This window comes from Pseudomonas sp. RHF3.3-3, assembly GCF_048069595.1.
GTDB lineage: Bacteria > Pseudomonadota > Gammaproteobacteria > Pseudomonadales > Pseudomonadaceae > Aquipseudomonas > Aquipseudomonas fuscovaginae_B.
Genome location: NZ_CP182250.1, coordinates 5,965,014 through 5,977,787, shown reverse-complemented (window position 1 = coordinate 5,977,787; position 12,774 = coordinate 5,965,014). Strand labels below are relative to the sequence as shown.

The following is a 12,774-nucleotide window of genomic DNA, read 5'->3' as shown; positions in this document are numbered from 1 at the left end:
GCGGTTACTTGCGCGCGACGATCACCGCGCGCATCGGCGCCGGCAAGCCTTCGATGGTTCTGCTGTGGTCGCTCGGGTCGAGGAAGTCGCTCAGGGACTGGTACTTCATCCATTCGGTTGCGCGCTGTTCCTCGACGCTGGTGGTGCTGACATCCACGCAGCGCACGTCGCTGAAGCCGGCCCGCCGCAACCAGCGTTCCAGCGCTGGCACCGACGGCAGGAACCAGACGTTGCGCATCTGGGCGTAGCGGTCCTCGGGCACCAGTACCTGGTTCACGTCACCGTCGACCACCAGCGTCTCCAGCACCAGTTCACCACCCTTGACCAGGCAGTCCTTCAGCGCCAGCAGATGCTCGATGGGCGAACGCCGGTGGTAGAACACGCCCATGGAAAATACCGTGTCGAAGCCTTCCAGGTTCGCCGGCAGGTCCTCGAACGGGAACGGCAGGTGCCAGGCCGCATCCTGCGCCAGGTAACGTTGCACGGCCTGGAACTGGCAGAAGAACAGCCAGTTCGGGTCGACGCCGATCACCGTGTCGGCGCCGGCACCGAGCATGCGCCACATGTAGTAGCCGTTGCCGCAACCGACATCGAGGATGCGTTTGCCCTTGAGGTCCAGGTGCGGGGCGACTCGCGACCATTTCCAGTCCGAACGCCATTCGGTATCGACATGCACGCCGAACAGCTCGAATGGTCCCTTGCGCCACGGACTCAGGCCCATCAGTGCGCTGCGCACCTGGGCGCGGGTCGCGTCGTCGCAGTCGCTGTCCAGGGTCAGGCCGCCGAGCAGGTCGATCGTCGTCGGTTCCAGTGCTGGCAAGGCGTCGAGCGCCCCCTGCCAGCGCTCAAGGTCGCCATGACCTTTCTCCAGCCGGGTATCGAGCTGGGCCTGCAGGCTGTTGGCCCATTCGGCCAGGGGAGTACGCGCCAGGCGGCGGGCGAGGGGTGACAGATCGATCATGGCAGGGCAATCAACGAGGCAAAGTTAAGGCATTGGAACCAGGGCACGACTTTCGAGAAACCCGCCGCCAGCAGGCGTTCGCGGTGTTCCTCGAGGCTGTCGGGTTTCATCACGTTTTCGATGGCGCTGCGTTTCTGGGCGATTTCCAGTTCGCTGTAGCCATTGGCGCGCTTGAAGGCGATATGCAGGTCGGTGAGCAGCGCATGCTCCTCGGGGTCGTTGAAACGCAATTTCTCCGACAGGATCAGCGCTCCGCCGGGCAACAGGGCCTGGCGAATGCGTCCGAGCAGGGCCAGGCGCTGATCCGGGGCGATGAATTGCAGGGTGAAGTTCAGCGCCACCACCGAGGCCGGGCGGAAGTCCAGGGCGAGGATATCGCCTTCGATCACCTCCACCGGCAGCAACTCCTGGAACATCGAGTCCTGGGCGTTGAGGTATTCGCGGCAACGTTCGACCATCGCCGTGGAGTTGTCCACCGCGATCACCCGGCAGCCGTCGCTGCGCACGTGCCGGCGCAACGCCTGGGTTACCGCCCCGAGGGAACTGCCCAGGTCGTAGAGCACGCTGCCCGGCTGGGCGAACTGGGCGGCGAGCACGCCGAGGTTCTCGACGATGGTCGGGTAACCGGGAACCGAGCGCTTGATCATGTCCGGGAACACCCGTACCACATCTTCGTTGAAGGCGAAGTCCGGCACCTGGGCCAGGGGCTGGGCGAAAAGGCGATCAGGTTCTTTGCTCACGGCGGTTCCGGCGACAATCGAAAAAGGGTCGGCATTTTAGCCAAGTTGGCGCCGGGATGCGCGGTTTGTCGGATAAAGCGCCTGAGGCGTTGGCGCGGGCTTCAGGCGAAGCCCGGCTCCTGCCTGTTGGCCTTTTGCGAGAACGCCGAGGCGGCAATACCCCATTGGCCGATCCAGTAGGCAATGATGATCAGGTAAGGCGCGGCGGCGAACTTGACCACGAAGCGGTCGATGCCGATCAGGCTGTCGGAGAAGGCGAACACCAGCGCGCCACCGGCAGCCAGTCGCGCCGAGCGTTGCGGCACGTCGCTACCCAGCCGTGCGAGGGCTCGCCAGAGCATGCAACTGATGGCCAGGGCATACACACTCACCGGCACCAGCAGGTTGCCCAGCCCCTTGGACATCAGCACGCCCAACAGCGCGGTGCCGATGAGCAGGGCCACGATCAGCTGGACCGGCGCCAGGCGCCGGCAGTCGCCGAGGTAGGCCTTGAGATAGCACAGGTGGGCGACCAGGAAGGCGCCCAGGCCGAACACGAACAGATCGCCCGGCCAGGCCAGCAGGATGTCGCCGAGCAGCGAGAACACCAGGCCCAGGGCCAGCCAGCGGCGATATTCGCCCCCCGGTGCGTCATGCAGCCAGCCGAGCAGGGCCAGCACCGGCAGGGGTTTGGTCAGCAGGCAGATCAATGGCGAGTCGATACTCAGCCCATACAGGAACGCGACGGCGCCCATCAGGGCGAGAATCAGCCAGGGCATGTCAGTTCACCACGATCGGGCAGTCGAAGCTCTGTACCGGCGGGACTTCCGGTTCCCAGGGCTGCTGGTAGGTCAGGCGCAGGCGGCCGGTGCCGGTGGCGAAGGCCTGGAAGCGCCAGGTCGACTGGCCGGCGGCGCCGATCACATCGCTGTTTTCCGGGTTGTGGTAGACCTCCGGGCCAAGGCTTTTCAGCACGCCGCCGGCGGAATCCTGGATGGCCCAGCGATAGCCCGTGGTGGGGTTGCTCGGCAGGCTGAGGATCATGTTCTGCCCGTTCTTGAGCTGCATCGGACAGTCACGCTGGTTTTCCACGGTCACGTTCTGGCGCGGTTGCTGCGCACAGGCAGCGAGTAGCACAAGGCTTAACGGAAGCAACAGACGAGTCGGGGTCATAGTGTCTCCAATCATTACAGCGATGCTGGAGCATAACCCAAGATGCGGCCGATGCGCTGGGCGGGATCGAAGCTGTCCTGGCGGGTCGGGGCGCATGGGGGGACGAGGAGCGTCAAGGGAGGCATTCCCACGCGGAGTGTGGGAACGATCAGGGAGCGCTGAGGTATTGGCATTTTTGAGTGCTCCCACGCTCCAGCGTGGGGGCGCTCAGCGACCGCTCCCGTGACGCAATGGTCAGAAAAGCACTTTCGCCACATCGGCAAAACGCTTGGCGAAGTGCACGGTCATGCCTTCCTTGAGGTAGTCCGGCAGTTCCTCGAAGTGGCCGCGGTTGGCGTCCGGCAGGATCAGTTCATGGATCTTCTGCCGGCGTGCCGCGATCACCTTCTCGCGGACCCCACCAATGGGCAGCACATGCCCGGTCAGGGTCAGCTCGCCGGTCATGGCCACGCCCTTCTTCGGCGGCTGGTTGCGGGCCAGTGACAGCAGGGCGCTGGCCATGGTCACCCCGGCACTCGGACCGTCCTTGGGGGTGGCGCCTTCCGGTACGTGCAGGTGGACGAAGGCCTCGTCGAAGAATCGCGGGTCGCCGCCGAACTGCTTGAGGTGCGAACCGACATAGCTGTAGGCGATTTCCGCCGACTCCTTCATGACGTCACCCAACTGCCCGGTCAGCTTGAAGCCGCGGTTGAGGGTGTGGATGCGTGTGGCCTCGATCGGCAGGGTGGCGCCGCCCATGCTGGTCCAGGCCAGCCCGGTGATCACGCCGACGCCGCTGAGCACCTGCTCGTTGCGGAATACCGGCATGCCCAGCGAGGCTTCGAGGTCCTTGGGGCCGATCTTGATAACGCTGTCCGGTGCATCCAGCAGCTTGACCACCGCCTTGCGCACCAGCTTGCCCAACTGCTTCTCCAGCTGGCGCACGCCGGACTCGCGGGCATACCCGTCGATCACGGTGCGCAGGGCGCTGTCGCTGATCGACAGGCTGGTTTTCGCCACACCGGCCTTTTCCAACTGCTTGGGCCACAGGTGACGCTTGGCGATCGCCAGTTTTTCCTCGGTGATGTAGCCCGACAGGCGAATCACTTCCATGCGGTCCAGCAGCGGTCCGGGGATCGAGTCCAGGGTGTTGGCGGTGCAGACGAACAGCACTTTCGACAGGTCCAGGCGCAGGTCCAGGTAATGGTCGAGGAAGTCGACGTTCTGCTCGGGGTCGAGGGTCTCCAGCAGCGCCGAAGCCGGGTCGCCCTGGTAGCTCTGGCCCATCTTGTCGATCTCGTCGAGCATGATCACCGGGTTCATCACCTCGACGTCTTTCAGCGCCTGCACCAGCTTGCCCGGCTGGGCGCCGATGTAGGTGCGCCGATGCCCCTTGATTTCGGCCTCGTCGCGCATGCCGCCGACGCTGAAACGGTAGAACGGCCGGCCGAGGGATTCGGCGATGGACTTGCCGATGCTGGTTTTGCCCACGCCTGGCGGGCCCACCAGCAGCACGATCGAGCCGCTGATCTCGCCCTTGTAGGCGCCGACGGCGAGGAATTCGAGAATCCGCGCCTTGATGTCATCGAGGCCGGCGTGGTGCTGGTCCAGCACCTTGCGCGCGTGCTTGAGGTCGAGCTTGTCCTCGCCGTACACGCCCCAGGGTACCGCGGTGGCCCATTCCAGGTAGTTGCGGGTGACGGCGTATTCCGGCGAACCGGTCTCGAGGATCGCCAGCTTGCCCATTTCCTCGGTGATGCGCTTTTGCGCATGGGCCGGCAGGACCTTGCCTTCCAGGCGCTGCTCGAACTGCTCGATATCGGCGCTGCGGTCGTCCTTGGTCAGGCCCAGCTCCTGCTGGATGACCTTGAGCTGTTCCTTGAGGAAGAACTCGCGCTGGTGTTCGCCGATCTTGCGGTTCACCTCGGCGGAGATCTCTTTCTGCAGGCGGGCGACCTCGACTTCCTTGCGCAGCATCGGCAGCACTTTTTCCATGCGCTTGAGCATCGGCACGCAATCGAGCACTTCCTGCAGCTCATTGCCGGTGGCCGAGGTCAGGGCGGCGGCGAAGTCGGTCAGCGGCGATGGATCGTTGGGGCTGAAGCGGTTGAGGTAGTTCTTCAGCTCTTCGCTGTACAGCGGGTTGAGCGGCAGCAGTTCCTTGATCGCATTGATCAGGGCCATGCCGTAGGCCTTCACTTCGTCGGTCGGCTCGCTCGGCTGGTGCGGGTATTCGAGTTCCACCAGGTAGGGTGGACGGTGGTGCTTGAGCCAGGTGCGGATGCGCACGCGGGTCAGGCCCTGGGCCACGAACTGCAGCTTGCCGCTCTCGCGACTGGCGTGGTGGACCTTCACCAGGGTGCCGTACTCCGGCAGGCTCTTGGTGTCGAAGTGGCGGGTATCTTCGGTCGGGGTATCGACGAAGAACAGGGCCAGGGAATGGTGATCGGACTTGCTCACCAGTTCCAGGGTCTCGGCCCAGGGTTCTTCATTGACGATGACCGGCAGGACCTGTGCCGGGAAGAACGGGCGATTGTGGATCGGGATGATGTAGACCGTGTCCGGCAGGTTCTGCCCGGGCAGCGCCAGGCTGGTGCCGGATGATTCGCGATTGTCCTGGCCGGCGTCGTGACGATCTTCGGCGTTGGTCTGTTGGGTCGGGTGATCGGGGAATTCTTGCTGGTTGCTCATTGGGGCACCTGCACAGTTGAGTATGCAGGTTAGATGGGGCGAGCCGGTGGCGGTTTCAATGGTCCGCTGCTATAGCTTTGGTCAAACCGGCCGATAGCCCGGGCATGAACCTGTACATCTTTCATCTTCGTGTAGAGGTTTTAAGGGGCATGAGTCGTTCGTCGGCTGGCTCAAGATAGTGGCAAAACGCCTCATTTCTTGCGTGATCTTCTGCCCGAGCCTCGGTAATCTGCACTTGCTGATCCCTTTGCGCCAGGGCAGGCCATCTTTTTAATGAACCAGTGAGTAGTTGTTGTATGGCCCGCCCCATTTCATTGCCTGGATTGTTTCTGTGTGTTGCTGGATTGCTCGCCAGTGGCCCGAGCCATGCCGCCGGCCTGCAGGCCGATCTGGTCGACCAACAGGGCAAGCCGCTGGTGGGGGCGGTGCTGACCCTGCAGGGTGGCGCCGCACCTGCCGCCATCAGCCTGAAGGCCGACATGGACCAGCGTAACAAAGAGTACGTACCCCACGTGCTGGCGGTGCATACCGGGACCCAGGTCAAGTTTCCCAACAGCGACAATATCCGCCATCAGGTCTATTCCTTTTCGCAACCCAAGCGCTTTGAACTGCGCCTCTACGAGGGTACACCGTCGGATCCGGTGTTGTTCGACAAGCCGGGTGTGGTCGTGCTGGGCTGCAATATCCACGACTGGATGCTCGGCTACATCTACGTCACCGACGATCCCTGGTTCGCGACCAGCAACGACAACGGCCGGATCGCTTTCGACAAGCTGCCCGCCGGCCATTATCGCGTCACGCTCTGGCACCCGCAGGTCGCGGACATGCAGCCGCAGGCGGGCGGCGAAATCGATGTGCCGGCCACGGGGTTGAAGCAACGCTTCAGCCTGACGATTCAACCGCTGTCGTCGGATGCTCCGTCGGCGCCAGCATCGAGTGCCTTTGGTGATGCCTTCAATAAAGCTCTCAGTGAACCTGCGCAGTAGTTTTCAGGCGCGGATCGCCGTTGTACTGACCCTGCTGTTGCTGGTGGTGATCGGTGCCTTGTACTTCAGCGTCAAGGTGGCGACCAACGAAGCGGTGCAGCGCCAGGCGCGTGCGCAGCTGGAGGTCGGTACGCGGGTTTTCGAGCGTCTGCTGGACGTGCAGAGCCGGCGCCTGGGTGATGGCGTGCAACTGCTGGCGGCGGATTTCGGCTTTCGCGATGCGGTCTCCAGCGGCGACTCGGCGACCATCCGTTCGGTGCTGATCAACCACGGCAAGCGTATCAATGCCAACGACATGATCCTGTTGAGCATGGATGGCACGGTCATGGCCAGCACCCTGGCCGATACGCCCGACGGTACGCCATTCCGTTTCGACCAGGCACTGCGCGAGGCCCGGCGCAACCGGCAATCGGCCCTGATCGTGCCGCTGCAGGGCAAGCCGCACCTGCTGGTCGAGGCGCAGGTGCTGGCGCCGCTGCCGATCGCCCGGGTGGTGATGGGCTTTTCCATGGACAACGCCTTTGCCTCGCAACTGCGTTCGCTGACCAACCTCGAGGTGTCGTTCCTCAGCGTCGATCGGCAGCAGGTCGGCGAACTGGTCAGCACCCAGCCGGCAGCACTGGCACCGAGCATCACCCGGTTGATGCTCGAAGCGTCCGGTGGGCATGACACGCAGATGACCGAGCACCTCAGCCAGAACTTCCTCAGCCAGTCGCTGAGACTGGCCAGCACCAGCGACAACAATGACAGCCAGGTCATCGCCCTGTTGCAGAGCCCCCTGGATGTGGCGATGCAGGCCTTCGCGCCGCTGGACGAAAAGATCCTGCTGATCGCGCTGGTCGCGCTGCTGGCTTCGCTGGTCGGGGCCCTGCTGCTGGCGCGTAGCGTCTCGCAGCCGGTGCGTTCTCTGGCCCAGGCCGCCGAGCGCATCGGCAAGGGCGACTACGAGACGCCGGTCAGGTTGCGGCGCAGTGATGAACTGGGTCTGCTCGCCAGGATGTTCAATACCATGCAGGGTGCCATCGCCGAGCGCGAACAGCAGTTGGCACACAATGCCCTGCACGACCTGCTCACCGGCCTGCCCAACCGCGCACTGGCGATGGAGCGGCTGAGCAGCACGATAGACGCCGCCCGCCCGGTGGCGCTGGTCTACCTGGGTATCGACAACCTGCGTACCGTCAACGAGACCGGAGGACCCGGCGCGGTCGACCAGGTGTTGCAGAGCGTTGGCAAGCGCCTGAAGTCGGCCCTGCGCGCGGGCGACACGGTTGCCCACCTGATTGCCGGGGAATTTCTCCTGCTGCTGCAGGGCACCGGCAGCGAGGGCGCGGTGGCGGTTGCCGACCAGATCCAGCAATTGCTGCTCAAGCCCCAGCGGATCAACGATCACGACGTGGCGCTGGATTGCCGGATGGGGATTGCGGCGTTCCCGAACGATGGCCAGGAGGCGGAGGAACTGCTCGAGCGTGCCGCCATCGCCATGCAGGACGCCGCGCAGATGCCCGGCCGCCTGCAGATCTACGAAGAGGGCCGCGACCTGGCCCATCGCCGGCAGATCGCCCTGATCCGCGACTTGCGCCATGCCGCCGCCAACGGTGAACTGCTGCTGCACTACCAGCCCAAGCTGGATATCCGCCAGGGCCAGGTGCGCCAGGCCGAAGCCCTGCTGCGCTGGCAGCATCCGCAGTTCGGCATGGTGTCGCCGGGAGAATTCATCACCCTCGCCGAACGTACTGGCAGCATCCAGATCCTCACCCGCTGGGTGATCGAGGAGGGCATGCGCCAGCTCTCCGAGTGGAACCAGCGGGGCCTGCACCTGCAACTGTCCCTGAACATCTCCGCCGATGACTTGTTGATCGGCGACCTGCCCGACCGGGTTTCGGCGCTGCTCGAGGTGCATCGCCTGCCCGCCGAACAACTGATCTTCGAGATCACCGAAAGTGCGGTGATGCGCGAGCCGGAACAGGCCCTGCAGGTCCTGCAACGCCTGCGTGCCTGTGGCATCAGCCTGTCGGTGGACGATTTCGGTACCGGCTACTCTTCGCTGGCACACCTCAAGCGCCTGCCGGTGCAGGAGTTGAAGATCGACCAGTCCTTCGTCCGCAACCTGGACGAAACCAGCGAGGACGCGGTGATCGTGCGTTCGACCATTGAAATGAGCCACAACCTGGGCTTGAAGGTGGTGGCCGAAGGGGTGGAGTACGAACACAGCCTGCGCCTACTGGAGCGTTGGCATTGCGATACCGCCCAGGGTTACCTGATCAGTCGTCCGCTGAGTGCGGCGGCGTTCGAGGCCTGGGTCGCAAAACCCTTGAATTCACCCTCTGCCATGGTCCACTGACTGCTATGAAACGTCGTTATTCCCTGTTGTGCCTGCTGGGCCTGCTGGGCCTGGGAATCAATGCCGCCGAGGCCGATAACGGCCGCCTGATCGCCACAGGCGGTGCCAGCAGCCTGGAGGGCGCGGCGGGCGGAGGCATCACGCCGTGGGCGGTGCTGACCGGCTATGGCGAAAAGAACGAATGGGGCGCCACCGCGTTCGCCACCACCGTCAACGTCCCGGACTATCGGCTCGACGTAGTCGGGCTGGCAGCCTCCTATGACAACCGCGTGGAGCTGTCCCTGGCCCGTCAGCGCTTCGACCTGGGCTCGCTGGTGCACAAGCTCAACCTGCCGGAAGATCATCTCGGCCAGGATATCGTCGGGCTCAAGGTCCGGCTGTTCGGCGACCTGATCTACGACACCCTGCCGCAGGTGTCCCTGGGCCTGGAGTACAAGCACCAGACCAACTTCGACATTCCCGAACTGGTCGGCGCCAAGCGTGACCAGGACGTCGAGGGCTACCTGGCCGCCAGCCGGCTGTTCATCGGCGCGGCCTTCGGCTACAACCTGCTGGTCAACGGCGGTGTACGCTACAGCCGGGCCAATGAGCTGGGGCTGATGGGCTTCGGCGGCGATCGTCGCGATACCCGCAGCGTGCTCAAGGAAGGCTCCGTGGCGGTACTGTTCAACCCGCGCTGGGCCGTGGGCGTGGAGTACCGGGAAAAGCCGGACAACCTGTCCTTCGCTGGTGAAAGCGACTGGGCCGACGTATTCATCGGCTATTTCCCCAACAAACACCTGTCCTTCGTCCTGGCCTACGCCCGGCTGGGAGAAATCGCCACACTGGATAACCAGAACGGCACTTATCTGTCCGTACAGGGGAGTTTCTGATGCGGGGTTTGAAACTGCTGCTGGTTGCTGTCCTGCTGGCCGGTTGTGCCCAGCAGCCGCCCAGGGATGACAGCCTCTACCGCGACCTCGGCGAGCGTGCCGGGATCACCCGGATCGTCGAGGGCATGCTGCTGAAGATCGCCCACGACCCGCGGATTGCCGAGCGCTTCCGCAAGATCGACATCGTGCGCCTGCGCAACAAGCTGGTCGAACAGTTCTGCGTCGAGGCGGGCGGGCCCTGTGTCTACACCGGCGATACCATGGCCGAGAGCCACAAGGGCCAGAATGTCAGCCGCAGCGATTTCAATGCGCTGGTCGAGGACCTGATCGCGGCGATGGATGAGCAGGGGATACCGGTGCGGGTACAGAACCGCCTGATCGCCCGGCTGGCGCCGATGCGCGGCGAGGTGATCGAACACTAGGTGTCACGGAAGAAAGGCGGCCCTTGAGAGGCCGCCTTTTTCATGTCTGCCGCACGTTACTCGGACAGCTTGTACGCTAGCACGTAATCACCCTGGCGGGTGCCCAGCGAGCCATGCCCGCCGGCCATCACCAGTACGTACTGCTTGCCGTCCTTGCCGGTGTAGGTCATCGGCGTGGTCTGGGCGCCCGCTGGCAGGCGGCCTTCCCACAGTTGCTTGCCGTTCTTCACATCGTAGGCGCGCAGGTACTGGTCCAGGGTACCGCTGAGGAAGGCCACGCCACCGGCGGTGGTGAAGGTCCCGCCCAGGCTCGGCACGCCCATGCTCAGGGGGATCGGCACCGGCGAGCTGTCACGCACGGTACCGTTCTTGTGCATCCAGAGCGTCTTGTGGGTGGTCAGGTCGACCGCTGCCACATAACCCCAGGCCGGTGCCTGGCAGGGCAGGCCCATTGGCGACAGCAGGGCTTCGAGGATCACCCCGTATGGCGCGCCCTTGTTCGGCTGCACGCCTTCGGTTTCGCTCTTGCGGGGGCCCTGGGAGGCGATCTCCGCCGCCGGAATCAGCTTGGAGCGGAAGGCCATGTAGCTCGGGTTGACGAAGGCGATCTGGCGCACCGGGTCGACCGAAATGCCGCCCCAGTCGAACACGCCGAAGTTGCCCGGGTAGACGATCGAGCCCTGCAGCGATGGCGGGGTGAACGGGCCCTCGTAGCGCAGCGACTTGAAGTCGATCCGGCAGAGCATCTGGTCGAACGGTGTCACGCCCCACATGTCGCGCTCTTTCAGGGGCGGCGGCATGAAGTTGAGGTCGGACTTGGGCTGGGTCGGCGAGGTGTGGTCGCCGGCGACTGCGCCCTGTGGTACCGGGATCTCGTTGATCGGCACGATCGGCTGGCCGTTGCTGCGGTCGAGCACGTAGATGCTGCCCTGCTTGGTCGAAGCCAGCACGGCCTGCTTGACGCCGTCGGCGGTCTTGAGGTCCATCAGGGTCGGCTGGCCGCCGACGTCCATGTCCCACAGGTCGTGGTGGGTGAACTGGTAGGTCCAGCGCACATGTCCGGTGTCGATATCCAGTGCGGTCAGGCCGGCGGCGTATTTCTCCGAATCGGGGGTGCGGGCGCCACCGAACTGATCCGGTGTCTGGTTGCCCATCGGCAGGTAGAGCATGCCGAGTTTTTCATCGACGGCGAACATCGACCACATGTTCGGCGAGTTGCGGGTGTAGGTCTTGCCCGGGGCGATCGGGGTGGTGTCGTCCGGGTTGCCGCTGTCCCAGTTCCACACCAGCTTGCCGGTGCGCACGTCGAAGGCGCGGATCACGCCGCTGGGTTCGTCGGTGGAGACGTTGTCGGTGACGTGGCCGCCGATCACCACCAGGTTGCGGGTGACCGCCGGCGGCGAGGTGGAGTAGTAGCCACCGGGGGCGAAGGTGCCGATGTTGGCGCCGAGGTCGATCTGGCCCTTGTCGCCGAAGTCTTCGCACATCTTGCCGGTGTCGGCGTTCAGGGCGATCAGGCGGGTATCGGCGGTGGGCAGGAAGATCCGCCGTGGGCACTGGTTTTCCTGGCCGGTGGCGACCAGGCGGCCGCTTGGCGCGTTGTCGGCCGCCAGCGACGCGGTGGCGGACGCGTCGGTTGTGGACGGCGCGGTATTGGCGATGTAGGCGTTTTCATCGTGATAGGCCACGCCACGGCAGGTCATGTGGGCCCAGCCCTTGAAGTTCGCCGCCTTCTGCGTGGAAAGTTTCGGATCGAAGCGCCAGATTTCCTTGCCGGTATCCGGGTCGAGGGCGATCACCTGGCTGTGGGGCGTGCACACGTAGAGCATGCCGTTGACCTTCAGCGGGGTGTTTTCCGCCGTGGTTTCGCCGGGATCGTTCGGCCCTGGAATGTCGCCGGTGCGGAAGGTCCAGGCCGGTACCAGCTTGTGCGCGTTCTGCGGGGTGATCTGCGCCAGCGGCGAGTAGCGATCGCCATGGGCGCTGCGGCCATAGGAATCCCAGTCGCCATCGGCCGTGGCCGGTGCGGTGTTGCTCATGCCAGGGACGCTGTCGCGATCGAGCTGGCCCTTGATTTCACCCGGGTTGGTGAATTGGCTGGCGACGGCGGTGGCGCCGGCCAGCACCACGGCCACGCCCAGCGCGCCGGTACCCATCGGTGCGGCACCGCTGTGCAGCAATGGCCGGCGGAACCACGGCAGCAGCATGACAATACCCAGGGCGAACAGCAGGGCCAGGCGCGGCACCAGTTGCCACCAGTCCAGGCCGACTTCCCACAGGGCCCACAGGGTACTGGCGAACAGCACCAGGGCGTAGAGGCCCAGGGCTGCCCGGCGGGCGGCCAGCAACAGGCCGCCGGTCAACAACAGGCCGATGCCGGCCAGCAGGTAGTACAGCGAGCCACCCAGCAGGCTCAGCCTGATCCCGCCGGCCAGCAGGGCGAGGCCCATCAACAGCAGCACGATACCGAGCAGGCTCGGTAGCAGGCGGCCTCGATTCGAAGCACGGTCAGTGCTCATGGTTTGGTTTCTCCGTGACGTTGAAGGTATCCCGCGCTGTAATCACTGTAGATGACGATTCGGCGGGGACTTCGTTCAGATAAATTGCCCGAGGGACTTCCACGCGGGAGC

General features: G+C 64.6%; 10 protein-coding genes. 4 read left to right on the top strand and 6 right to left on the bottom strand.

Annotation, left to right across the window (positions count from 1 at the left end; genetic code table 11):
- Positions 1 to 4 precede the first annotated feature (4 nt).
- The 5 genes from cmoB to lon form a co-directional block, all read right to left on the bottom strand.
- Positions 5 to 961, bottom strand: coding sequence for a tRNA 5-methoxyuridine(34)/uridine 5-oxyacetic acid(34) synthase CmoB (gene cmoB / locus ACMGT0_RS26225; RefSeq protein ID WP_416770426.1), 957 nt, complete (start codon positions 959 to 961; stop codon positions 5 to 7).
- On the bottom strand, positions 958 to 1,701 hold the full coding sequence (gene cmoA / locus ACMGT0_RS26220; protein ID WP_054057419.1) for a carboxy-S-adenosyl-L-methionine synthase CmoA: 744 nt from the start codon (positions 1,699 to 1,701) through the stop codon (positions 958 to 960). The genes cmoB and cmoA overlap by 4 nt, the downstream gene beginning before the upstream one ends.
- A gap of 101 nt (positions 1,702 to 1,802) precedes the next feature.
- Entirely contained in the window at positions 1,803 to 2,459 is a 657-nt protein-coding gene (locus ACMGT0_RS26215) for a lysoplasmalogenase (RefSeq protein WP_416770424.1), read from the bottom strand.
- 1 nt (position 2,460) lies between these two features.
- Positions 2,461 to 2,853 (bottom strand): protease inhibitor I42 family protein, encoded by a 393-nt coding sequence (locus ACMGT0_RS26210; protein ID WP_054057421.1) that lies wholly within the window; start codon positions 2,851 to 2,853, stop codon positions 2,461 to 2,463.
- A gap of 234 nt (positions 2,854 to 3,087) precedes the next feature.
- Positions 3,088 to 5,523 (bottom strand): endopeptidase La, encoded by a 2,436-nt coding sequence (gene lon, locus ACMGT0_RS26205; RefSeq protein ID WP_054057422.1) that lies wholly within the window; start codon positions 5,521 to 5,523, stop codon positions 3,088 to 3,090.
- Positions 5,524 to 5,819: 296 nt separating this feature from the next.
- Here lon and ACMGT0_RS26200 point away from each other — a divergent pair, with 296 nt between their 5' ends.
- From ACMGT0_RS26200 to ACMGT0_RS26185, 4 genes are read left to right on the top strand one after another with little or no spacing between them, the layout of a single operon-like run.
- Positions 5,820 to 6,509, top strand: coding sequence for a methylamine utilization protein (locus tag ACMGT0_RS26200; RefSeq protein WP_054057423.1), 690 nt, complete (start codon positions 5,820 to 5,822; stop codon positions 6,507 to 6,509).
- A complete protein-coding gene (locus tag ACMGT0_RS26195; RefSeq protein WP_054057424.1) occupies positions 6,493 to 8,850 on the top strand; it encodes a putative bifunctional diguanylate cyclase/phosphodiesterase in 2,358 nt (785 codons plus the stop codon). The genes ACMGT0_RS26200 and ACMGT0_RS26195 overlap by 17 nt, the downstream gene beginning before the upstream one ends.
- A 5-nt stretch (positions 8,851 to 8,855) precedes the next feature.
- The gene (locus ACMGT0_RS26190; protein ID WP_054057425.1) at positions 8,856 to 9,722 is read left to right on the top strand and encodes a DUF3034 family protein; all 867 of its coding nucleotides are present in this window, start codon (positions 8,856 to 8,858) and stop codon (positions 9,720 to 9,722) included.
- Positions 9,722 to 10,144: a group I truncated hemoglobin gene (locus ACMGT0_RS26185; protein ID WP_054061688.1), complete on the top strand. Its 423-nt coding sequence runs from the start codon at positions 9,722 to 9,724 to the stop codon at positions 10,142 to 10,144. The genes ACMGT0_RS26190 and ACMGT0_RS26185 overlap by 1 nt, the downstream gene beginning before the upstream one ends.
- A 56-nt stretch (positions 10,145 to 10,200) precedes the next feature.
- Here ACMGT0_RS26185 and ACMGT0_RS26180 read toward each other — a convergent pair whose 3' ends face one another.
- Positions 10,201 to 12,594 (bottom strand): glucose/quinate/shikimate family membrane-bound PQQ-dependent dehydrogenase, encoded by a 2,394-nt coding sequence (locus ACMGT0_RS26180; RefSeq protein WP_416773551.1) that lies wholly within the window; start codon positions 12,592 to 12,594, stop codon positions 10,201 to 10,203.
- Between the last annotated feature and the right edge of the window lie 180 nt (positions 12,595 to 12,774).